The sequence below is a fragment of the Nonomuraea sp. NPDC059194 genome (assembly GCF_042754765.1).
Taxonomy (GTDB): Bacteria; Actinomycetota; Actinomycetes; order Streptosporangiales; family Streptosporangiaceae; genus Nonomuraea.
On the sequence record NZ_JBHZBH010000019.1, the window covers coordinates 27,063 to 48,775 of the forward strand.

Below are 21,713 nucleotides of genomic sequence, written 5' to 3' on the forward strand. Positions count from 1 at the left end.
CGCCGCCGGCGACGGGATCTCCCCAAATCCGAACCTTCGCGGCATTCGGCGCGTCACACCCTGAAAACTCTGAGCTTGGAGTGACCAGTGGTGTTAGATCGCACAGTAGTGGCGGCGGTCATGATGATGACCGCCGCGTTGAGCGTCGAAGGAGCCGCGGCGGACGTGGAAGTCCGTCCCGCCGCGAAGACGCCCGCCGCCGTCGCCGCGGTGGCCGCCACCGAGAGCGCGGCGGAGGCCGAGTGCGTCCGCGTCAAGGGCGCGAGGGCGTGCGTGGGGGTCGACCAGAGTGTGCTGCCGGGCATCACGATCGAGGACACGAGGAAGGACAGGCTCCATCCCGCGGTCGAGTACTACCTGAACGGCTACCTGGGCACCAAGTACGTCATCCACAACCTCGCCCGCGAAGGCGAGATCAAGGGCAGCCCCCACCTCGGCAAGACCATCACGTTCAGGGCCGCCGTCTACCGGGGCAACCGCCAGATCAAGGTCAGCGCATGGAAGACGGTTCGCGACGTCACCAAGCACCCGGTCAAGCGGGAAACCCAGGTGACCCCGGTCGGCGCGCGGGCCCGGTCCGAGGTCTGCACCTCGACCAAGGGCGCGGCCAGCCTGTGCTTCGGCGGTGGCAAGCGCACGTTCGTCTACGCGTGTGACACGGGCGCCGACCGTCACCAGACGCGGGCGGAGTACTTCCTGGACGGCGATCCCACGGCGCGGTTCGAGATCCATCAGCTGGCGGGGATGAACACCTGCGGCAAGGCCGTACACGGCAAACTCGCGGTGAGCATGTACCGGGCCTCGGTGTTCGACCACAACCACCAGGTGGCGACCAGGCTGTACAAGTACCACTAAAGGCGGACACAGGCGACGCCCCGGGACTCACGGCAGAGTCCCGGGGCGTCGGCACATCGTGGATTCGACCTTCTCCGGCAGCGACTGGCCCGCAAGGTGCACGCCCCAGGGTTGATCGACGTCGAGATCGCCTCGGTGGTGCGCGGACATGTGATCACCAGCAAACCCGAAGTCCGCATCTCCGAGGCGCGGGCGCGGGTCATGCTGGAACGCTATGCCCAGCTCAGGATCGTCCGGCATCCGATGCTGCCCCTGCAGTCGCGAGTGCTGGAGTTGCGGAACAATCTCACCGCCTATGACGGCATGTATGTGGCGCTTGCCGAACTGCTAGGGGTGCCATTGCTCACCGACGACGCCACGTTCGCCGGCTCGACGGGGCACAGGGCGGAGATCCACCGTTATCCGCCGCCGCTGATGTTCCAACTCTGAGGTCCAAGGCCGAGGCGGCCTTCCTGGAGTCGATGGCCGAGGGTGAGCTGGTTTCCCAGCCGATCTGTGCCTGGGGCCGGTGGACCGAGGACGGTCACCAGGCATGGATCCAGGGCTCCTGTTCGCCGGGAACGACGTGGGTGTCGCCGGTCTCGAGGTCGAGACGGAGCAGCTGGGAGGCGGCGCCGCCACACGGCGGCAGCCCGGCCAGGGGTGACCTGTCCAGCTCCTGGGCCTCCCGGTCGACGCCGACCAGCAGGTGGCGGCCGGTCGGGGCAAGCGCCAGCGACTCGATGTGGCCGCAGTCCAGGGCGAGGACCGTCCTGACCAGCCGCGTCCCCTCATGCAGGACGAGCGTGCGGGTCGGCCAGCCGAGCGCGCGCAGTTGCCGCCCGTCGGGCAGGACCAGGAGCGGGCGGGAGAACTCGTGCTGGGCCGGGGTGGGAACCTCCCGGATCGCACCCGTGCCGACGTCGAGCGTGGCCAGGGCGTTCGCCGGAACGCTGTGCGCGGGGAGCGCGAGGGTCCGCGCGTCCAGCCACTGGAGGCCGTAACCGCTGGCCGGCCATTCGCGCTCCAGGGTGCCCACGAATCCGGCCCGGTCCGTCATCCGCGAGTAGGCGACGCGGCCCTCGGAGGAGATAGCCAGGCCGTTGACCGTGCCCTTGAGCGTGGGGGTGAGCTGTTCGCCGACGGTGACCCGGCCGTCGGCGTTCATGGCCAGCCGATAGAGCCGGAAGTAGCGGCCCGACGGGCTGGTGACCGCCGCGACGTAGTGGCCGGGCTCCGTGTCGCGGACGACGAAATCGTAGGCGGCGTAGGTCCGCGTCGCCCGGGGCAGGCGGCTCACCGGCGCACCGGACTCCAGGTCGATCACGTACGGCCGGCCCCACGCACCGGCCACCGCGTAACGCGGGGTGCCGTCGGCGTTGTCGGGCAGGCCGATCAGCACGCCGGGCAGCAGCGCGGCCAGCACGACGGCGGCCGCTGCCGTCCCGGCGTTTCGCAGGTCGGTCAGGCGCGGCCGGATCCCCGCGCCCGTGATCCCGGCCAGCAGGACCATGGTGGCGGGAGCGAGCAGCCAGGCCAGGACCAGGCGCGGCACCGCGAAGGACGGCGCCGGCAGCTGGGAATCCAGGCACTCACGCCACCAGAAGGGCGGCTCGGGGGACAGCAGTGCCTCAGCCTCGGCCAGCGCGGCCGGGAGCAGGGCGACCGCCAGCCCCAGCGCGGTGGGAACTGGTGGATGCGACGGTGGTAGCGCTCGCGGAACGGCTGGGTGTCCATCAGGTGGCGACCGTGGACCGGAGACACTTCACGGTGATCCGGCCGTGTCATGTGCCCGCACTCACACTCCTCCCTCACGATTCGTAGTCACGTGCCAGTGTTGTCGAGTATGACGACGGGAGCCTCATCGGCGTCCAAGGGGTCGTTCTCGATCCCCAAGCCAGCGGCGGGCTCGATGAAGGCGAAGGCGGCGCTGCGTTTCCCGGCGTAGTCCTCCGGGCCGAGGCTGCCCAGCATCGAGCGGCAACCGGCGAAGATGCTCGGGTCGCCCTGCTCCACCACGTGCTCGGTGAAGATGAAATCGCGCATGCGGGCTTTGAGCGGCGGCGCCGGCGATGACGATGTGGCCACCGTGACAACAACGATGGCCTTGGCGATGAGCCGCGACGCACGACGCCCCGGGACTCGCGGCGGAGTCCCGGGGCGTCGGCGCGCGGTGCGTGGGCTCGGGGAGCAGGAAACCCCCAAACCTCCGGCAATATCAGCCCATGTGGGGGTAGCGGTGGTCCGTCGGGGGCACGAACGTCTCCTTGATCGTGCGGGCGTTCACCCACCGGATCAGGTTGAAGATCGAGCCCGCCTTGTCGTTCGTGCCGGACGCCCTCGCCCCGCCGAACGGCTGCTGTCCCACGACCGCGCCCGTCGGCTTGTCGTTGACGTAGAAGTTGCCCGCCGCGAACCGCAGCCGCTCCGACGCCGAGGCGATCGCGTAGCGGTCCTGGGCGATGATCGACCCGGTCAGCGCGTACGGCGAGACCGACTCCATCTGGTCGAGCACCGTGTCGAAGGCCGCGTCGTCGTAGACGTGCACGCCGAGGATCGGCCCGAAGTACTCCTTGACGAAGATCTCGTCCGTCGGGTCGTCGGAGACCAGGATGGACGGCTTGACGAAGTAGCCGACGCTGTCGTCGTAGGAGCCGGTGAGTACCTCGATCGAGTCGGTGGCCTTCGCCCGGTCCAGGGCCGCCTTGTGCTTGGCGAAGGCCCGGCCGTCGATGACCGCGCCCATGAACGTGGACAGGTCGGCCGCCACGTCGCCCACGGTCAGCGACTCGGCCGTGGCCACCACGTCGTCCTTGATCCGCGACCAGATCGAGCGCGGGACGTAGGCGCGCGAGGCCGCCGAGCACTTCTGCCCCTGGTACTCGAACGCGCCACGCACCAGCGCCGTCGCCAGCACGCCAGGGTCGGCCGACGGGTGGGCGAGCACGAAGTCCTTGCCGCCGGTCTCGCCCACCAGGCGCGGGTAGCCGTGGTAGCGGGAGATGTTGGCGCCAACGGTGGACCACAGGTGCTGGAAGGTCGCGGTCGAGCCGGTGAAGTGGATGCCGGCCAGCGCGGGGTGGGTCATGGCGACCTCGGAGACCGCCTGACCGTTGCCGGTGACCAGGTTGATGACGCCCGGGGGCAGGCCGGCCGCCTCCAGCAGCCGCATCGTGTGGTGCGCGGCGAACTGCTGGGTGGGGGAGGGCTTCCACACCACGACGTTGCCCATGAGGGCGGCCGAGGTGGGCAGGTTGCCGGCGATGGCGGTGAAGTTGAACGGCGTGATCGCCAGGACGAAGCCCTCCAGCGGGCGGTACTCCATGCGGTTCCACACCCCGGGGGAGGAGACCGGCTGGTCGGAGTAGAGCTGGCGGGCGTAGCCGACGTTGAAGCGCAGGAAGTCGATCAGCTCGCAGGCCGCGTCGATCTCCGCCTGCTGCACCGACTTGGACTGGCCGAGCATGGTGGCGGCGTTCAGCGTCGCCCGCCACGGCCCGGCGAGCAGGTCGGCGGCCTTGAGGAAGATCGCCGCGCGCTCGTCGAACGACAGGGCGCGCCACGCGGGGGCCGCGGCCAGCGCCGCGTCGATGGCGTTCTGCACGTCCTGAGCCGTAGCGTCGTTGGTACGGCCCAGGACGGCGGCCTTGTTGTGGGGCTGCACGACGTCGATGGCCGCGCCGCCGCCCATCCTCTCCACACCGTCGATGGTCATGGTCAGGTCAATCGAGGACCCGGCCAGCTCCTTGATGCGCTTCTCCAGCGTGGCGCGCTCGGCGCTCCCCGGCGCGTAGCCGTACACCGGCTCGTTGGCCGGGGTCGGGACGTTGCTGATCGCATCCATGATCACTTACCCCCAAGGGCACGAAGGAAAAAGGCGACGTTGGCGGGACGCTCGGCCAGGCGGCGCATGAAGTAGCCGTACCAGTCGTCGCCGTAGGGCACGTAGACGCGGACCGTGTGACCGGCGCCCGCGAGAGATTCCTGCTTGTCGGTCCTGATGCCGTAGAGCATCTGGTACTCGTAGTCGCCGATGGCACGCGAGAACCTGTCGGCGAGCAGCTCGGTGATCGAGATGAGCCGGTCGTCGTGCGTGGCCACCATGGGGTAACCCTTCCCCGCCATGAGGATCCGCAGGCATCGCACGTAGGCCTTGTCGACGTCGCTCTTGCTCTGGTGGGCGACGGAGGCGGGCTCGCGGTAGGCGCCCTTGACCAGGCGCACCCTGCTGCCCTCGACGGCCAGGTCACGGCAGTCGGCCTCGCTGCGGAACAGGTAGGCCTGGATGGCGACGCCGGTGGAGGGGAAGTCCTCCCGCAGCGCGCGCAGGATGCCGAGCGTGGAGTCGACCGTCGTGTGGTCCTCCATGTCGAGCGTGACCGTGGAGCCGCCCGCGGCCGCGGCGGCGCAGATCTCGCGGGCGTGCTCGAGCGCCATGGAGTCGCTCAGCTCCTGGCCGACCGCCGACAGCTTCACCGACACCTCGGCGCGCGTGCCGAGCCCCAGCGGGCGCAGCTCCTCCAGCAGCGTGAGGTAGGCCTTCGCGGTCGCGGCGGCGGCGCCCGCGTCGTGGGTCTCCTCGCCCAGGTGGTCGATGGTGACGGTCAGCCCGCCGTCCACCAGGCGTTGTACGGCGCCGCTCGCCTCGGCGACGCCCTCACCGGCGACGAACCGGTTGACGACCTTCCTGGTCAGCGGCAGCCCTGACACGGTGCGCCGCACGAGCGCGCTCCGCGACCCGGCGAGAAGTACTTGACCCAGCATGCGTCCAGGCTAAAACGCCTGTTCACGGCGGGCCCATTGACGTCCGTAACGCTGGTTGTGGCAGGCTGTCATACAAATGCACAATACCGATGACCTACAGGAGACCGTCGACGAGATCGCCCGTGTTCTCGGGGTCTCCGCGACGCTGGAGGACCGCTCCTTCAGGCTGCTGGCGTACGGCGCGCAGCACGGCGACATCGACACCGTCCGCCAGGAGTCCATCCTGCGCAGACGCGCCAGCCGCGAGGTCCGCGACTACTTCGAGGGCTTCGGCATCGCCAGGGCCGAGGGCCCCGTCCGCATCCCCGCCGACGCCGCGCTGGGCGTCCTGGCCAGGGTGTGCGTCCCGCTCAGGCACGCGGGCGTGACCTACGGCTACCTCTGGCTGCTCGGCACGCTCGGCGACGCCGAGCTGGCCCGCATCCAGCGGCTGACGGCCAGGGCGGCCGCCATGCTCGCCCAGGAGGCCCGCAGCCGCCACGACCTCGGCAGGGAGCTGGCCGCGCTGCTGTCGGCCGACCCCGAGGAGCGGGCGGGCGCCGCCATCGAGCTGGCCGGGCCGGTCACGGCGATCGCCGTCAAGGAGTCGCAGGAGCGGGTGGCCGCCCTCTGGACGCTGCCGCGCGGGGTGCTGTCGCGCGCGGGCCGTCCGGTCGCCGTGCTCGCCCCCGCGCATCTGGCCGGCGAGATCGCGAGCAATCTCCAGATCGCGTACGGCACCGCCGCCGGCATCGGCGCGCCGCGGACAGACCCCGGCGACGCGTGGCAGAGCTGGCGGGAGGCCAGGCACGCGCTGCGCATCGCCGAGCACTTCCCCCGCTTCCACCCCGTGGCCAGGTGGGCCGACCTCGGCGTGCACCGGCTGCTGGCCCGGCTCGGCACCGCCGACCTGCGCGAGCTGGCCGCCGAGACCGGGCCGCTCGACGCCGAGCTGGCCCACACCGTCGAGACCTACCTCGACCTCGGCGGCCACGCCCAGAAGGCGGCGGCGGAGCTGGGCATCCACCGCCAGACCCTCTACTACCGGCTGGGCAAGGCCGAGCGCCTGACCGGGCTCGACCTGTCGGACGGAGATGACCGGCTGGCCGTCCACCTGGCGCTGAAGGCGGTCAGGCTGCTCCCGTGAAGCGATAGACCTTCACCCAGTCGACGTACATCGACACCGCGTCGGGGGTGGAGGAGTTCCTGCACGGCGACCACTGGTTGCACACGACGTCGTTCTGCAGGGCCAGGCCCATCCTGCGGCCCTCGGGCACGTGCGGGCCCCGGTAGTCCCACACCTTCTCGCCGTCGAGCCAGAACGTCAGCCGTCCCGGCAGCCAGTCGACGGCGACGGTGTGCCACTGGGTGAAGTCGGCGCGCAGCTGCTTCTGCGCCCGCTCGCGGCCGGCGTGGACGAAGATGCCGCCGCCCTGCCGCCGCGGGTCGATGATCTCGGCGAAGTCGATCTCGGCGTAGTCGCCGTCGCTCTGCTGTTCCGGCCACAGCAGCGCCACCGGGGTGTAGCCCGCGCCGGCCTCGGCCTTGAACCTGACCTCCCACCTGCCGTACTCCTGCGCCGAGCGGGTGGCCACACCGCCGGACAGGTCCTTGCCGCCGTAGAAGCCGCCCTTCAGCCTGAGCACCCCGCCCGAGACGGTGGTGGCCTTGCCGGTGCGGGGGTTGGTCTCGGCGCCGGGGGAGTGGTAGACCATCCACCTGCTGGTGTCGAGGGAGTCGAACCGCTCGCTGAAGACCTGCTCGAAGGGGGCGGCGGAAGCGGTGGCGGTGACTGGGACGGCGGCGGGCGTCGCGAGGAGGGCCGCCGCCACGAGATAACCAGAAATCGACATGCGTCTCAGGAAAGCACAGATTTCGCTTTGATAACGGCGGTTTTGACGCGCTCGCGGTGTTCCTCGTCTTTGTGCCCGTCGTACTTGAACTTGCCGCGCAGCTCGTCGACGGTCAGCCGCAGCCCTCTGATCCCCGACAGCAGCCTGGGCATCCTCGCCGGATCGCCGAGAGTGGGCTCCAGGTCGGCGAGCTGCCGCCGCAGCACGTCGAGCTTGCCTTCGTCGTCCTTGACGATCTCCGCCGTGCAGACGAGCTGCACGGCGGAGTAGTAGGTGGTCGGCACGCCCAGGCTCGGATCGGTGCCGGGCTCGGCCCGCCATTCACCCTTGATGTAGGTCCAGGGTCCGGTCACCGACAGCACGACCTTCGGGTTCTCCTCGATCGCCGGCCAGATCGGATTGGGCCTGGCCAGGTGGAGCAGCACGGTCGTGTCGTCGACCAGGAGGAACTGGGTCGGCACGACCACCGGCACGGCCCTGTCACGTCCCGAGGCGATCAGCGTGCCGAACTGGTTGTCGCGGACGAAGGCGAGCGACTCTTCCGGCGAACCCGCATCCCAAGGATGAATAAGCATGCAGGGTAGCTTATAGCGATTCGTACACCCGGAGAAGCTCCTGGCTCACGCGCTCCCACGAGTAACGGGACCTGGCGCGGTCGGCGCCCGCGTACCCGAGCGCGGTGCGCCTGGTCGGGTCGGCGAGCAGTTCACGGATGAGCCTGGCGGTCTGCGCGGGCCGGTCCGGCGGCACCAGGATCCCCGTGACGCCGTCGACCACGGCGTCCAGGTGCGCGCCCACGGCCGAGGCGATGACCGGCACACCGCAGGCCATGGCCTCCAGCGCCACGATCCCCTCGGGGGCCTCGCGCGGCAGCGTCATGACCAGGTCGGCGCTGCGCATGAGCCTGGCCACCGACACCTTCGGCACCCGCCCGAGCACGCTCACCCTGTCGGCCACGCCCGCCTGCTCGGCCAGCGTCCTGAGCCGCCTGGCCTCGCGGTCCTCCTCCAGCCCGTCGGCGGGCGGCCCGCCCGCCAACACCAGCTCGGCCTCGGGGACGGCGGCCAGCGCCCGCACCACGGTGTGCGCGCCACGGTCGGGGGACAGGGGGCCGACGTGCAGCAGCCGCTTGCGGGTGCCGCGCGCCGCCGCGCTGCCCTGGCGGCGGAACCTGTCGACGTCCACCCCGCACGGGATGACCGCGATATGGTCGCGGGGCACGCCCATCCTGATGAGCTCGGACTCCTCGTCGCCGCACCCCGCGATCACCGCGTCGGCGCGGCGGCCGAGCACCCGCTCCAGCTTCAGATGCGCCGGCGGTACGGCGACGCCGAACGTGTGGTGGAAGGTCTGCGTGACCGGCACGCCCAGGCCGTTGGCCCCGGCCACCGCCGCGAGCCCGCCGGTCCACGAGTGGGCGTGGATCACGTCGGGCCTGTCGTCACGCCAGCGGCGCATCAGATGGTCGCCCACCTGCGACAGGTACGGTACGACCTCGTCTTCGAGCAGGTCGCGGGCCGGGCCCGCGTCGATGGCCTCGATGGTGACGCCATGGCACACCCTGGTCCTGGGCTTGACGTCAGCGTCGTCGCGGCGGCTGTAGATCGTGACTCTGTGCTCGCGCCCCAGCTCGCGGGCGACGGAGAGAATATGGGTGCGGCGCTGGTCAGTGGCGACAATGGCGATATGCATGACACACCTCGGGCATGTGATTGCTGCGGGTGTGCCTGCGTCTTAGGCACTGACGTTCCCATAAGGCATACCCCGGCGCCGCGAGAATGTAAACCCCCGCGGCGCGGGCAGTCACGCCACTCGCAGCGCGAGCACCACGATCTCGTCCCACACCCGCCCGCCGGAGAAGCCGTGCCTGTCCTCCTCGATGGACTTCACCACCGTCGAAGGCGGCTGGGCGACACTGCGGGCCAGCACGTCGGCCAGCCGTTCCTCCCCGTACGGTTCGCCGTTCTCGCCGCGCGAGGAGATGAGGCCCTCGGAGTAGAGGACCAGCGTCTGCCCGGGGGCCAGCGTGATCTCCTCCACCGCCGTCTCCGCGTCGCCCGCGATGCCGAGCGGCACGCCGCCGCCGGAGACCGAACGCACGCTGCCGTCCTGTTGCACCAGCGCGGCCGGATGATGGCCCGCGGAGCAGAGCGTGATCGTCCTGCCCTGCACGTAGCCGGCCACGGCCATGACGAACATGCCGGAACGCTGCGCGACCAGCGCCTCGTTGACCTTGCGCACCGCCTGGCAGGGGTCGCTCTCCCACACGCTCAGCACGCGCAGCCCGCCGCGCACCATCGCGCTGACCGAGGCCGCCTCCTCGCCGGTGCCGACCGCGCCGCCCAGCGAGAAGCCCCACCCGTCCTTGACGGGGAACACGTCGTAGAACTCCGCGCCCACCGACGCGCCCTGGTGGTAGATCGCCGCCGCCTCGAATCCGGGGATCTGCGGCAGGTTGCGCGGCACCACGCTGGCCGTCAGCGCCTCGGCGGCCTGCGAACGGTCGCGGAAGCTGACCTGTGCCGACATCGCCAGCCCCAGGTGCGCGCCCAGCTCCTGCACCAGACCCAGATCGGCCAGCGTGTACGGCGGGCGGTCGTGCGAGCGCACCAGCGTGAGCGCGCCGCGCACCGCGCCCTCGGCCCCGATCGGGACGCACAACACCGAGCCCGCGCCCATGGCGGTCAGCAGCGGCCCCTCCGGGCCGGCGCCGAACAGCGACTCGTCCTCCACCATCTCGTGCACCACGCCGGTGCCCTGGTCGAGGACCTGCGCCACGAGCGGACTGGCCGCCGGCTCGGCCCGCTCGACCAGCCGTACCAGATCGGCCACCGGCTGGTCTTTCGGCCCCACCACGACCGACCTGCCCGGCAGCCCGTCACGCAGTACGTCGCCGACCACCCAGTCGGCCCACTCCTCGGCCAGCAGCCGGGCCGCCCTCGGCAACGCCACCGGCCGCCGCTGGCTCTCCTCGTCCAGCAGCAGCGCCGCCATCCGCGCCAGCAGCTCCTGCCGCCTGGCCGCGGTCATCAGCAGTGCCGCGTCGGACAGCTCGGGACGGCGCGCGCCCGGCTCGGGCAGCTGCACCTGCGTCGGCAGCGCCACCGCCGCCACCATCTGCTGCGGCTCGCCCGGCATGGTGAGCCTGGTCAGCGCCAGCTGCGCGATGTGGGTGCGGCCCTGATGGGCAAGCCGCGTCTCGAACGCGGCACTCTGCCCCGTCTGCAGCACCGCCGTCAGGTGGGAGCGGAAGGCCGCCCGCCGCGGTACGTCCACCAGCAGCGGGAAGGACCTGCCGATCAGGAACCCGTCGGGGCTGCCGAGCAGCGCCGAGGTCTCCGCGTTGATGCGCCTGATCACGCCGCCGCCGTCCAGCACGACGACCGGGACGGGAAAGACCCTGAACACCTGGCGCAGCAGCTTCAGCTCCCGCTGCGAGCCGCTCTTTCCCGTCCTGTTGCGCGCCGCGCCCGCGAGCTCCGTCTTGGCGGCGGCCAGCAGTTCGGTGGCGGTGTCGAGCTCGGCAAGAGCGGCGTCGAGTGTCTGAGCCAGCTCCTGCGGGTAGGCGGATCTGGCCGTCCGCAACGACGACACGCGCCCCACGAGCTCATCCAGGGCGTGTTCGAGAGCGGCCAGGCCGATGGGATCGGTCACCTGTTTAATCTAGGCTCACCGGGAAGGAATCCGCCATGGCGAGAATGATCACCTCCGTGCTGGCGCGCGACCTGGCGGCGCTGGGCCGGGTCGGCGAGGACACCTCGAGTGAGAGCGTACTTCGCGGGCTGACCACGACCCTGGCTCGGGGGGTGCCCGGCTGCTCGGGTGGGGCGGCCGAGCTCTGGCGCGACGACAGGGTGCTGGTCTCGGGGTCCCACAGCGAGCTCATCATGCTGGTCGAGGGCGAGCGGGCGATCGGCGAGGGGCCCTCGATCGAGGCGCGGACGACGCGGCGCCGCGTCGTCGTCGCCGACGTCCTGCGTGATCGCCGGTGGACCCGCTACGCGGGCCTGGCCATCAAAGGCGGGGTCCGTTCCGCGCTGGTGCTGCCGATCGAGATCCCGCCCGTGCTCCTGGTGGTCGGCCTCTACTCGGTACGGCCGGGCGCCTTCACCGCGCAGGCCGCCGCACCGCTGGCGGAGATGCTCACCGAGCAGGTCGGCGTGGCCATGGCGAACATGTGGGAGTTCGACGAGATGCGCACCGACGCCGCCCAGTTGCAGGAGGCCATGGCCGGGCGGGCGGTCATCGACCAGGCCAAGGGCATCATCATGAAGACCAGCGGGTGCAGCGCCGAGGCCGCCTTCGAGGAGCTGAGGAAGGTCTCCCAGCACCACCAGGTCAAGGTCGCCGACCTCGCCCGCCTGCTGGTCGAGGAACACCAGCGCAAGGCCAACTGACGCCAGGCTGACAGAGGCGGAGCGGGGTCAGGTCAGCGCCGCCAGCGCCTCGTCGAGGGTCTCGTAGAGCGGCAACCGCTGCGCCAGGCCGGTGATCCACAACACCTTGGACGGCGAGTAGCGCACCCCCACCAGCGCGAATTTGCCGCCGGTGCTCGTGCATCCCTGCCAGTGGTGGACGATCAGCCCCAGGGCGCGCGAGTCCATGAAGGTGACCCCGGCCAGGTCGAGGATCAGCTCGTTCCCGTGCCCGGTGACCACCTCGGCCAGGTGGTCGGCGAACTGCTCTCTGGTCGTCGCGTCGAGGACGCCCTCCACCACGACCACGGGAAGCCCGCCCTCCACCGATGACGTCAGACTCAGGGCGGCCTTGGGCCACTCGTCGCTCTCCGACATCGTCACAGAAGGCCTCCTCCGTCATCACCCCGTCCGGCAGGGCAACCCTACTGTCACCGGGTTGGGGTTGAATACTCCATCCCAAAGTGGGAAAACTGAGGTTGAAGTCCAGCAGAGGGCTTCATCGCGACCTTCATCGAGGCGCGCCTCTGCCTGGGCTTTTTCGCTGTGCGGGGGGCGCGGCCGGCGAACATAGGAGCAGACCGCACATGGCTGTTCAGGAACGAGTCCTCGAAGACATGACCGCCGAGGAACTTCTGGCGGAGATGGTCAAGGAAGACACCCCCGACTCGGTCAAGGAAAGGGTGCGCGAGCGGGTCGTCGAGATGCACCGGCCGTTGGCCACCGAGATCGCCAGGCGCTACCGCTACCGCGGCGAGCCGATGGAGGACCTGTTGCAGGCCGCCTACGTCGGGCTCATGAAGGCCATCAACGGATTCGACGCGAGCCTCGGCCACGCCTTCAGGGGCTACGCCGTCGTCACCATGACCGGCGAGGTCAAACGCCATTTCCGCGACCGCACCTGGGCCATCAGGGTGCCGCGCCTCTACCAGGAGCGGCGCTCCGAGCTGAACAGGCTGGTCTCCGACCTGAGCCAGGTCCTCGGCCGCTCCCCCACGGTGGCCGAGCTGGCCGACAAGATGAACATCTCGCAGGAGGACGTCCTGCTAACGCTCGACGCCTCCGCCGCCTACAGCACGCTCTCGCTCGACGCCCCGCTGGGCGCCGACGACGACGCCGCCTCTCTCGGGGACGTCATCCCCGAGGACGACGACGCGCTCAGCAACCTGGTCGACCAGCAGGCCGTCAAGCCCCTCATCGACGCCCTGCCCGCCAGGGAGAAGAGCATCCTGCTCCTGCGCTTCTTCGGCAACATGACCCAGGCCGAGATCGCCGCGGAGTTCGGCATCTCGCAGATGCACGTCTCGCGCATCCTGCGCAAGGTACTCGACCAGCTCAGAGCCCAGCTGATCACCGATCGCTAGGTGACCGTCCCATGAACGAGGTAGCGGACGCTCCGGCACGGCAGGTGCACTTCCGGCTCTCGGACCTGCCGGAGGTCCGCGACGTCCTGGCCGCCCACGCGCGCCGGGCGGGGCTGCCCGATGAGGAGGTCCACGATCTCCTCATCGCCGCGAACGAGGTGGCCACCAACGCAGTCATCCACGGAAGCACGCACCTGGCGCGCCTGCGCGTGTGGAACGAGCGGGGCGACGTCGTGGTCGAGATCCACGACGACGGCCACTGGAAGCTCGACGGCAGCCCCGGCGCCCAGCCCCCGCCCCCCGGCGCCACCGGGGGCATGGGCCTGTGGGTGGCCCGCCGGCTGGCCAAGATGATCCACTTCCGCACCGGCAGGGAGGGCAGCACGGTAACGATGCGGTTCAGGGGGTAGGGGAGCGCGATGACTCCTCGCATCGTGATCATCGGTGGGGGCGCCGTCGGGATGTTCACCGCGCTGCGGCTGCAGCGCAGGCTCCGCAAGGGCGAGGCGCACATCACCGTCATCGACGTCGACTCCTACATGACCTACCAGCCGTTCCTGCCGGAGGCGGCGGCGGGAAACCTCGAAGCCAGGCACATCGTGGTGTCGCTGCGCAGGGAGCTGCCGCGCTGCACCATCCTCAACGGCGTCGTCGACGCCATCGACACCGGCAGGCGCGAGGTGGACTTCAGGCCGCACAAGGGCCCGGCGCGCATGGTCGGCTACGACCTGCTCGTCGTCTGCCCCGGCTCGATCTCCCGCATCCTGCCCATCCCAGGGCTGGCCGAGTCCGGCATCGGGTTCAAGACCATCGAGGAGGCCATCCACCTGCGCAACCACGTCCTCGGTCAGCTCGACCTGGCCGCCTCCACCCAGGACGAGACGATCAGGCGCGAGGCGCTGACGTTCGTGTTCGTCGGCGCGGGCTTCGCGGGCGTGGAGGCGCTGGCCGAGCTGGAGGACATGGCGCACGACGCCTGCCGCTACTACCCGGGCATCGAGCCGTCCGACCTGACGTGGTACCTCGTGGAGGCGACCGACCGCATCCTGCCCGAGGTGGGGCCCGAGATGGGCGCCTGGACACTGGAGCAGCTGCGCGAGCGCGGCATCGACGTGCGGCTGAAGACCAGAGTCGTATCGGCCGTGGACCGGCGGATCGTGCTCGACGACGGCTCGGCCTTCACCGCCGACACGCTGGTGTGGACGGCCGGCGTCAAGCCCAACCCCGTCGTCGCGCAGAGCGACCTGCCCATCGACGACCAGGGCAGGGTGCGGGCGACGCCGTTCCTCAACGTCGAGGGCTACGACGACGTCTTCACCGCGGGGGACTGCGCGGCCGTACCCGACCTGACCAAGCCGGGCGAGTACACCGCGCCCAACGCGCAGCATGCCGTACGGCAGGCCAGGGTGCTGGCCGACAACGTGCTGGCCACGATCAGAGGGTCGGCGCGCAGACCCTACCGCCACGCCTACGCCGGATCGGTCGCCAGCCTCGGCCTGCACAAGGGGGTGGCGCAGATCTACGGGGTGAAGCTGAAGGGCCTGCCGGCGTGGTTCCTGCACAGGACCTACCACCTGTCGCGGCTGCCGAGCCTGAACAGGAAGGTGCGGGTGGCCATGGACTGGACGCTCGCGCTGTTCTTCCGCCGCGACATCACGGCGCTGGGCGCGCTGACCGACCCGCGCAAGGAGTTCGAGTACGCCGCTCGCACCACCAGGCCGGTTTCGCGCGTGTAGGCGTGCGCTGAAGGGGCGCCCCCTGAGGGACGCCCCTTGGTTTCTACCGGCGGGTACGGCGCCAGCCGCCGCGGTAGCTGCCGATGCTGGCCGTACCGATGCCTGCCTGGTGAAGAGCGAGCAGACACAGGCCGAGCAGGACGAAGGCCATGCCACTGATTCCGGCGATCCTGGTGTTCAGCAGATCCAGTAAGAATCCGAGGCCGAACACGATCGCGGCGACGATGGCGAGCATGTCACATCACCTTCCTGCCGTCGTAAGGGTGAGCAGCTGGTCCAGCATCGAGTGGTACTCGCGCATCGCGTTGCGCAGCTGCTCGGTGTCGCTCTCGCTCGAGTTCCTCCAGCGGTCGCGCAGTTGGTCCGCCTCGGAGGTGAGGGTCGACAGCAGCTCGCCCACGAGCGCGTCGGCCCGCTCCACCGACTGGCGGGGCTCGTCGACGAAGCCGCCCTGGACCTCGCGCCAACGGTCGCGCAGCTGCTCGGCGTCCTGGTCGAGGACGAACCCGCCCTGCTCGGCGCGCGGCTGCGGGGGCGCGGCCGTGGCGGTACCCGCGTCGGCCATCCCCGCGTCGCGGGTCTCCGCGCCGGTCATCCCCGTGTCGCGCATCGCCGTGTCGCCCGGGGCGGTGGCACCCGGAGCCGTTGCGAGCACGTCGTCCGACGGTCGGGTCTCATACGGGTCGTGGTAGCCGGTGTCGCCCTGCTGGATCTCGGGTTCCGCGTCGGTCATCGGCCGGCGCACGGCCTCTCCGGCCATGCCCTCCTCGGTGGCGCGGGCCTGCGCCATCCGGTCGTCCTGCCGCGTGTCGTCGCGCGGATGGCCCTGCCACTCCTGCTCGCCGCGCTCGTCACGCGTCTCGGCGGTGGCCTGGAAGTCGCGGTCGGCGGCGTCGTCGGTGGCGTCGGGATCATCCCGTGTCGTGTCGGCGCGCGGCGGCGGAACCTGCAGCTCGTCCTCGGCATGCCTGTGCTCGGTCATATCGTTTCACCGTCCTCCTGGTTCCTGACGGGTGGAATGAGGGGCTTCGTCGCGCAGCAGTTCCTCGAACAGCGCGCGGTAGTGCACCATGGCCTGGCGCAGCTCCTCGGTGGTGGCTTCCTTCCTGGCCGCGCGCCCGCTGATCTCGTGGGCCCGCCGGTAGTGGTCCAGCGTGCTGGCATGGGCGACCGACAGCGTCGAGACCTTGTCGTCGAAGTCGCCGGTGGGATAACCGCGATCACCCATGACCGAGGTCACCAACTGGTCCGCCTCGGTCACCGCGAAGCCGGGCGCGTCGACGAAGCGCTCCTGCACCTCGCCCCAGCGGTTGGCGTAGTTCTCGCGGCTGACGGTGTCGAGCGGCCTGATGTCGAGCTCGGCGAAGCGCTGCTCACGAGAGCGCAGCTCCTGCTCGGCCGCGTTCCTGCTGTCGTGTTCGGCGACCGTGCGTTCGTACTCCGGGCCGAACCTGTCTCGGAGGCGGGTCCGGCGCTTCTGCTGCAACAGGGCATAGCCGACTGCGGCGATGGCGACAACCACCACCACGATGACGGCCACCCAGATCAAAGTTGAGGTGGTCATCAGACGCCTCCGGATCTGTCGCGATGGGCCGTGATTGACCCTCCGACTGCCCCCGGGGCGGGGCTCGAAACGCCGGTGTCAGCCCGCCTCGACGGCCTTCACCGCGCGGTCGAGCACCTCGGCGACGTGCGAGCCGGTCGGCGCGGCGGGGACCTCGCTGAAGCCCTCCACCGGGTCGTAGGCCACGTCGAGCCCCTGCTCCACCAGCCGCCGCGCCCACCGCAGCGCGGTGTTCAGCCGCTCGGGCGCCACCGGCCTGCCCTGCGCCGCCGCCGACAGGTTCCGCAGGTTGGTGGCGGGCCCCGACTGGGCGTGCGTACGGCTCAGCGTCCACGGCAGCGCCCTGCCATGATCGAGTTGCGGCTTGGCCAGGCCCGCCGCCCGTTTGGCCTGCAGCACGCCCGACTCGCTCACGCCGAAGTGCGCCGCCAGCTCCCGTACGCTCATCCCCGCCTCGACCAGCCGTTCCAGTTCGGCCCTGTCGATCGTCGGCCTGCGTCCCACCGCGCCCTCCAAGCTCACCGTGCGGTCCAGGTTAGGCGCTGTCCCTGCGCCAGGTCATGGCCAGCTTTCCAGGCCACGGTCAGCTTTCCAGGCCACCGTCAGCTCTCCGGGCCACGGTCAGCTTTCCAGGTCATGGCTGGCTCTCCAGGTCATGGCCAGCGCGAAGCCGAGGTCGTCGAACCTGGCCCCGGGGAAGACCTCGCCGTACAGCTCTCTGAACCGGGCGCGGGACAGGTACCGGTCGCTCAGCAGGTGCGCCAGCCACGGCTCGCTGTGCCAGAAGCGGAGCTGGAACCAGGCCTCGCGCAGCCCGATCCTGCGGACCTCCAGGGGGAAGCTCCACACGGCCGGCCAGGTGTAGGCCCTGCGCGGTGGTGTCGGGTAGCGGTCGCTCACGTTGTCGACCAGCGCCACCGTGCCGCCGGGCCGTACCAGTGCCTTCAGGTGCTCCAGGCCCCTGCGGTAGTCGGGCAGGTGGTGCAGGGTGGTGTGGCTGTAGACGAGGTCGAAGCCCTCGCCCGCGGGCAGGTCGAGCAGATCGCCGACCTCGTAACGCACGTTCGGCCTGGCCCGGGTGGCGCGCGCGATGTCGATCAGGGGCCGGCTGAGGTCCAGGCCGACCACCTCGTCGAAACCACCGGCCAGGACGGCGGCGGCATGGCCCGAGCCGCAGCCCGCGTCGAGCGCGCGTTCCCCCTTCAGGCCGAGGCCCGCGAGCCAGGCGGTGTTCTGGCCCGGCAGCAGGCTCACGAAGCGGTCGTAGTCGAGGGCGAACCGGTCGAACGAACGGGGATCCAACACCATGTTCCGATTTTTGCGGATCAGGAGAGGTGCGGGCGGATCTGGTCGAAGAACAGGCGGATCTGCTCCCGCGTGTCGCCCTCCACGGGCCAGAAGACGAAGGAGCCGAACCCGAGCCGGTCCCTGTAGGAGTGCAGCGCCGCGATCCAGTGGTCCGCGGGACCGGTCAGGAGCCTGTCGTCGCGCCGAGGGACCCGGTCCGAGATCGTGCCCATGACGTTGAACACCCGGGTGATCTCGCCTGGATCGCGCCCCGCCTCGGCCGCCGCCTCGTCGATCCGGCGGCTCATACCGGGCACCTCGTCCAGGTCCAGGTAGGCGTTGGTGGGCAGCCAGCCGTCGGCGTGCCTGCCGGTGACGGCCAGCATCCTCGGCTTGAACGAGCCCACCCAGATCGGCACCGCGGGCTCGGGCGCGGGGCCCACGCTCGCCTCGTGGAGGCGGAAGAAGCGGCCCTCGTGCGTGACGGCCTCCGTGCCCCACAGCCGGCGGATCAGCGGGATCGCCTCGTCCAGCGCGTCGATGGCCGGGCCGATCGCGGGCCAGGCGCCGCCGAATCCGGGAATCTGCTCGAACGGCCCGCCGACGCCCAAGCCGAGCGCGAACCGGCCGCCGCTGGTGAACTGCAGCGTGGCCGCCGCCTTGGCGAGCATCGCGGGCGGCCGCAGCGACAGCGGGGCGACGTTGGGCGCCACCATCACCCGTTCGGTGCGCGAGAGCAGCATCGCCATGAGCGACCAGGTCTCCAGCTCGCCGGGGAGGTACGGATGGTCGGACACCGTGACCAGGTCGGCGCCCAGATCCTCGGCGAGGCGGGCCGAGTCCAGCAGATGCGGGAAGCGTTTCGCCGAGGCGGGCAGCGCCACGCCGTGCAGGTTCCTGGGTTCCATGTCGTCTCCGTCCCGAGGGTGTCTCCACGCTATGGCGCGGGCCTCGGACGGCACATCGGGCCGTGGGCCGGTGCGCCCCTCCGCCGTCGGACCTAAGACGGGGTTCAGAGCGCGATGTGGTGACGGTACATCCAGGCGAGCGACTCGTCGCCCGCCGACTTCCTGAGGAAGACCGGGAGCATCAGATCGCGGAAGACCCTGGCCACCGGGCCGGCCGCCTTGCTGTTGCTGATCTTCCTGGACCAGGCCACCACCCGCTCCACCCGCTCGCGGCGCTGCCGCTGGTAGCTCGCGAACGCAGCCTCGTGGTCCGGCTCGTCGCGCAGGGCCGCGGCCAGCACGATCGCGTCCTCGATCGCCATGGACCCGCCCTGCCCCGAGCTGGGGGAGGTGGCGTGGGCGGCGTCGCCGGTGAGCAGGACCCTGCCCCGGTGCCAGGTGGGCACCGGCGGCAGGTCGTGGATCGGCAGCGCCAGGTCGATCGAGCTGCGGCGGATCAGCTCGGCCGAGAAGTTGTCGTCGCCCGTGAACGCCTCGACCAGCACGGGCTTCCAGTCGGCGGGCACGTCGCCGAGCTCGCGCGGCAGGTTGGCGAACCACCATGTCTCGCCGGTGGCGGCCACGGTGTAGCCGAAGAAGGCCTTCTTGCCGAAGATCATGTTGTAGACGCCTGCCTCGCCGGTGAAGTCGGCGTCCTTGACGATGCCGCCGAAGCTGTACAGGCCGCTGTAGCGGGGTGCGGGCGCGTTCGGGTCCAGTAACGTGCGGGTGCGGGAGTGCACGCCGTCGGCCGCGATGAGGAGATCGCCGGTGGCCTCGGTGCCGTCCTCGAAGCAGGCGGTGACGCTGTCGGCGGACTCCCGGTAGGAGACCATGCGCTTGCCGTACGAGATCGTGGTGCCGCGCCTGACGGCCTCGTCGCGGACGATGCGGTAGAGGTCGGAGCGCTGGATGGTGTGGCTCACCGTGCCGTCGTCGAGCGCCAGGCCGTTGGCGACCTCGCCCAGCCGCTTGCCCGTGCCGCTCCACATGACCATGCGGGGGGTGGGAATGCCCTCCTTCAGCACCTCCCGGTGGGCGTCCAGGGTGCGCAGGGCGTCGAGGCCGTTCGAGGCGACGTTCAGGAACGAGCCGACGTTGTCGGCGCTCACGTCGTAGGCCTCGAAGATCTCCGCGTCGATGCCCACCCGCTGCAGCGCCATCGCCGTCGCCGGTCCGCCGATGCCACATCCGATGATCAGAGCCTTCATCGTGTTACCCTCTCCTCAGTTATTTTGTTCGGCCGAACGAAATATATGCCGGAGGGGGAGGGGCGTGTCAACAGATATTTCGGAACACCGAAAGAAACTGCTCGAGTCGCTGTTCGTGGCGGGACGGGAGAACAGCAACGCGGTGGTGATGTTCCATACGGCGGTCGCGGCGCACATCGGGCTGGGCATGACGGAGGAGAAGGCGCTCGACCTGCTCCAGCGGCGCGGGCCGATGACCGCGGGGGAGATCAGCCAGCACACCGGGCTCGCCCCCGCCTCGGTCAGCGGCCTGATCGACCGGCTGGAGGCCAAGGGGCTGGTCCACCGCACCCGCGACACCCGCGACAAGCGCCGGGTGATCGTCGAGGTCGACTACGGCAAGCTGGGCGGCTTCGCGAACCTGTTCGACGAACTGGTCGCGGGGCTCACCGAGCTGTACATGGGCTACACCGACGAGCAGCTCGAAGTGATCCTCGACTTCCTGACCAGGGCCACGGCCATCCAGCAGGCCGCCACACCGCAGGTCCCGTGACTTCGTGATCCGCTGCCGTCCCCTGCCGCCACGCCACACCTGACCCTGCGGCCCCGTGACTCACTGCCGTCACGTAACGCCCCACCTGATCCCATGACCCCGTGATCCGCTGAACTCACGTGCCGTGGCACAGGGCCGACGCCCTCGCCTGCGGCGTCGGCGCCACGCGATGCCCGCCGACCGGGCCTCATGCCGTCCCGGCCGCTGAACCGGCCGCTCAGCCGTAACGGAGCAGGAAATGGCTCTCGAAGTCGCCGCCCCCGGCGGCTGCGACCGCCCAGAGGCCGTTCGAGCCAGGGATCCTGGTGATCGACGTCCTCGTGACCGTCTGGTGGTCGTAGTCGCGCTGCTCCCCCAGGGGCAGCCCGGGGCTGTAGGAGGCGACCAGCCTGCCCCCGGCGTACCGGAGGAAGAGGATCTTCCTGCCGTGCGCGAAGTCGACGCCGCTGGCCCACATGGTGCCGGTGGCGTCGCTGGTCAGCCCGGACAGGCGGCCCTTGGTCACGAGGACGGTCACCTGGCGCCACGACGTGCCGTCGTAGTGGAGCGCGATCGGCTTCGAGGCCAGGAAGTCCTTGCGGTCGTAGGACGTCCTGCCCGCGTACCCGACGGCCCAGACGTCGCTGCCGGCGACCTGCCACACGCGCGTGAGGTGGCCGTCCGGGATCGACGGGGTGGGCGTGACCTGCCACGTCCTGCCGCTGTCGGTGCCGCGGACGATCAGCGGCTGGGTGCCCGTCGAGCCGACGGCCCAGATCTCGCCCGTCCCCGAGCGCGCGGTCACGGCCGCGAGCGATCCCAGCAGGGAGTGCGCCCGCCGGAAACCCTTGCCGGGGGTCCACCTCAGGACCACGCCGCGACCCTTCTCGGTGCCCACGAGCCACGGCCTGTCGCCGGAGACCGCGACATCCAACAGCTTGCCGTCGGTCCGCGAGCCGAGCGGCTTGTAGCCGGTCCAGTTCGAGCCCGTCCAGTGGCCCGCCCACGGGATCGTCCCGTTGCCGACCGCCCACACGTCGGGCCTGGATACCGCGCTGACGCCCTCAACGTGCTCCAGGTCGGCTCCCCTCGGGTTGGCCTTGCTCCAGCGGGAGCCGTTCCATCGGGTGATGGCGGCGCATTCCCCGCTGTCCTCGGCGCTGCAGGCGTACCCGACGGCCCAGGCGTCGCGAGGGCCCGAGGCGGCCACGTCGAGCAGGGCCGGCCGTCGCCCTGGCGCCGATGTCG

At 70.6% G+C, this 21,713-nt stretch carries 24 protein-coding genes and 1 pseudogene; 8 read left to right on the forward strand and 17 right to left on the reverse strand.

The window, feature by feature from the left end; genetic code table 11:
• Positions 1-87 precede the first annotated feature (87 nt).
• Positions 88-855: a hypothetical protein gene (locus ACFXJ8_RS22965; protein ID WP_379645975.1), complete on the forward strand. Its 768-nt coding sequence runs from the start codon at positions 88-90 to the stop codon at positions 853-855.
• 75 nt (positions 856-930) lie between these two features.
• A pseudogene (locus ACFXJ8_RS22970) lies at positions 931-1,284 on the forward strand (type II toxin-antitoxin system VapC family toxin); the annotation flags it as partial.
• A gap of 94 nt (positions 1,285-1,378) precedes the next feature.
• On the opposite strand, the gene ACFXJ8_RS22975 reads toward ACFXJ8_RS22970, so the two are convergent.
• The 4 genes from ACFXJ8_RS22975 to ACFXJ8_RS22990 all read right to left on the reverse strand — a co-directional run bounded on the left by ACFXJ8_RS22975 (position 1,379) and on the right by ACFXJ8_RS22990 (position 5,598).
• On the reverse strand, positions 1,379-2,389 hold the full coding sequence (locus tag ACFXJ8_RS22975) for a hypothetical protein (protein WP_379645976.1): 1,011 nt from the start codon (positions 2,387-2,389) through the stop codon (positions 1,379-1,381).
• A gap of 269 nt (positions 2,390-2,658) precedes the next feature.
• Positions 2,659-2,880 (reverse strand): hypothetical protein, encoded by a 222-nt coding sequence (locus ACFXJ8_RS22980; protein ID WP_379645977.1) that lies wholly within the window; start codon positions 2,878-2,880, stop codon positions 2,659-2,661.
• Between the two features lie 172 nt (positions 2,881-3,052).
• Complete coding sequence (gene pruA, locus ACFXJ8_RS22985; protein WP_379645978.1) at positions 3,053-4,678, reverse strand: L-glutamate gamma-semialdehyde dehydrogenase; 1,626 nt, start codon at positions 4,676-4,678, stop codon at positions 3,053-3,055.
• A gap of 2 nt (positions 4,679-4,680) precedes the next feature.
• Positions 4,681-5,598 (reverse strand): proline dehydrogenase family protein, encoded by a 918-nt coding sequence (locus ACFXJ8_RS22990; RefSeq protein ID WP_379645979.1) that lies wholly within the window; start codon positions 5,596-5,598, stop codon positions 4,681-4,683.
• 76 nt (positions 5,599-5,674) lie between these two features.
• Between ACFXJ8_RS22990 and ACFXJ8_RS22995 the strand changes: the two genes are divergently transcribed.
• Positions 5,675-6,724: a PucR family transcriptional regulator gene (locus ACFXJ8_RS22995; RefSeq protein ID WP_379645980.1), complete on the forward strand. Its 1,050-nt coding sequence runs from the start codon at positions 5,675-5,677 to the stop codon at positions 6,722-6,724.
• Here the strand turns inward: ACFXJ8_RS22995 and ACFXJ8_RS23000 are convergent.
• The 4 genes from ACFXJ8_RS23000 to ACFXJ8_RS23015 form a co-directional block, all read right to left on the reverse strand.
• Positions 6,708-7,430: a glycoside hydrolase family 16 protein gene (locus ACFXJ8_RS23000; RefSeq protein WP_379645981.1), complete on the reverse strand. Its 723-nt coding sequence runs from the start codon at positions 7,428-7,430 to the stop codon at positions 6,708-6,710. The two genes, ACFXJ8_RS22995 and ACFXJ8_RS23000, sit on opposite strands and share 17 nt — an antisense overlap.
• Positions 7,431-7,435: 5 nt before the next feature.
• Positions 7,436-8,005, reverse strand: coding sequence for an FMN-binding negative transcriptional regulator (locus tag ACFXJ8_RS23005; RefSeq protein ID WP_379645982.1), 570 nt, complete (start codon positions 8,003-8,005; stop codon positions 7,436-7,438).
• 10 nt (positions 8,006-8,015) lie between these two features.
• Positions 8,016-9,122 carry a glycosyltransferase gene (locus ACFXJ8_RS23010; RefSeq protein ID WP_379645983.1) on the reverse strand — a complete coding sequence of 369 codons (1,107 nt, stop codon included), beginning with the start codon at positions 9,120-9,122 and terminating at the stop codon, positions 8,016-8,018.
• Between the two features lie 111 nt (positions 9,123-9,233).
• Positions 9,234-11,084, reverse strand: a complete 1,851-nt coding sequence (locus ACFXJ8_RS23015; protein WP_379645984.1) for a SpoIIE family protein phosphatase — start codon at positions 11,082-11,084, stop codon at positions 9,234-9,236.
• 35 nt (positions 11,085-11,119) lie between these two features.
• Between ACFXJ8_RS23015 and ACFXJ8_RS23020 the strand changes: the two genes are divergently transcribed.
• Entirely contained in the window at positions 11,120-11,827 is a 708-nt protein-coding gene (locus ACFXJ8_RS23020; RefSeq protein ID WP_379645985.1) for an ANTAR domain-containing protein, read from the forward strand.
• A 27-nt stretch (positions 11,828-11,854) separates the two neighbouring features.
• Here the strand turns inward: ACFXJ8_RS23020 and ACFXJ8_RS23025 are convergent, their stop codons facing one another.
• Positions 11,855-12,223, reverse strand: coding sequence for an STAS domain-containing protein (locus ACFXJ8_RS23025; RefSeq protein WP_379646097.1), 369 nt, complete (start codon positions 12,221-12,223; stop codon positions 11,855-11,857).
• 209 nt (positions 12,224-12,432) lie between these two features.
• Between ACFXJ8_RS23025 and ACFXJ8_RS23030 the strand changes: the two genes are divergently transcribed.
• The 3 genes from ACFXJ8_RS23030 to ACFXJ8_RS23040 are packed head-to-tail and all read left to right on the forward strand — an operon-like array spanning position 12,433 to position 14,945.
• Positions 12,433-13,209 (forward strand): SigB/SigF/SigG family RNA polymerase sigma factor, encoded by a 777-nt coding sequence (locus ACFXJ8_RS23030; RefSeq protein WP_379645986.1) that lies wholly within the window; start codon positions 12,433-12,435, stop codon positions 13,207-13,209.
• Positions 13,210-13,220: 11 nt separating this feature from the next.
• The gene (locus tag ACFXJ8_RS23035) at positions 13,221-13,619 is read left to right on the forward strand and encodes an ATP-binding protein (protein WP_379645987.1); all 399 of its coding nucleotides are present in this window, start codon (positions 13,221-13,223) and stop codon (positions 13,617-13,619) included.
• 9 nt (positions 13,620-13,628) lie between these two features.
• Positions 13,629-14,945, forward strand: coding sequence for an NAD(P)/FAD-dependent oxidoreductase (locus tag ACFXJ8_RS23040; RefSeq protein WP_379645988.1), 1,317 nt, complete (start codon positions 13,629-13,631; stop codon positions 14,943-14,945).
• Positions 14,946-14,988: 43 nt separating this feature from the next.
• Here ACFXJ8_RS23040 and ACFXJ8_RS23045 read toward each other — a convergent pair whose 3' ends face one another.
• From ACFXJ8_RS23045 to ACFXJ8_RS23075, 7 genes are all read right to left on the reverse strand, one after another.
• Complete coding sequence (locus ACFXJ8_RS23045; RefSeq protein WP_379578801.1) at positions 14,989-15,180, reverse strand: hypothetical protein; 192 nt, start codon at positions 15,178-15,180, stop codon at positions 14,989-14,991.
• Between the two features lie 6 nt (positions 15,181-15,186).
• Positions 15,187-15,927 carry a hypothetical protein gene (locus ACFXJ8_RS23050; protein WP_379645989.1) on the reverse strand — a complete coding sequence of 247 codons (741 nt, stop codon included), beginning with the start codon at positions 15,925-15,927 and terminating at the stop codon, positions 15,187-15,189.
• A gap of 6 nt (positions 15,928-15,933) precedes the next feature.
• Entirely contained in the window at positions 15,934-16,509 is a 576-nt protein-coding gene (locus ACFXJ8_RS23055; RefSeq protein ID WP_379645990.1) for a hypothetical protein, read from the reverse strand.
• 78 nt (positions 16,510-16,587) lie between these two features.
• Positions 16,588-17,031, reverse strand: a complete 444-nt coding sequence (locus ACFXJ8_RS23060) for a hypothetical protein (protein WP_379645991.1) — start codon at positions 17,029-17,031, stop codon at positions 16,588-16,590.
• A 99-nt stretch (positions 17,032-17,130) separates the two neighbouring features.
• On the reverse strand, positions 17,131-17,817 hold the full coding sequence (locus tag ACFXJ8_RS23065; RefSeq protein ID WP_379645992.1) for a class I SAM-dependent methyltransferase: 687 nt from the start codon (positions 17,815-17,817) through the stop codon (positions 17,131-17,133).
• 17 nt (positions 17,818-17,834) lie between these two features.
• Entirely contained in the window at positions 17,835-18,704 is an 870-nt protein-coding gene (locus ACFXJ8_RS23070; protein ID WP_379645993.1) for an LLM class flavin-dependent oxidoreductase, read from the reverse strand.
• Between the two features lie 104 nt (positions 18,705-18,808).
• Positions 18,809-19,954 (reverse strand): FAD-dependent monooxygenase, encoded by a 1,146-nt coding sequence (locus ACFXJ8_RS23075; protein WP_379645994.1) that lies wholly within the window; start codon positions 19,952-19,954, stop codon positions 18,809-18,811.
• A gap of 64 nt (positions 19,955-20,018) precedes the next feature.
• Here ACFXJ8_RS23075 and ACFXJ8_RS23080 point away from each other — a divergent pair, with 64 nt between their 5' ends.
• The gene (locus ACFXJ8_RS23080) at positions 20,019-20,486 is read left to right on the forward strand and encodes a MarR family winged helix-turn-helix transcriptional regulator (RefSeq protein WP_379645995.1); all 468 of its coding nucleotides are present in this window, start codon (positions 20,019-20,021) and stop codon (positions 20,484-20,486) included.
• Positions 20,487-20,703: 217 nt separating this feature from the next.
• Here ACFXJ8_RS23080 and ACFXJ8_RS23085 read toward each other — a convergent pair whose 3' ends face one another.
• Positions 20,704-21,675, reverse strand: coding sequence for a hypothetical protein (locus tag ACFXJ8_RS23085; RefSeq protein WP_379645996.1), 972 nt, complete (start codon positions 21,673-21,675; stop codon positions 20,704-20,706).
• Between the last annotated feature and the right edge of the window lie 38 nt (positions 21,676-21,713).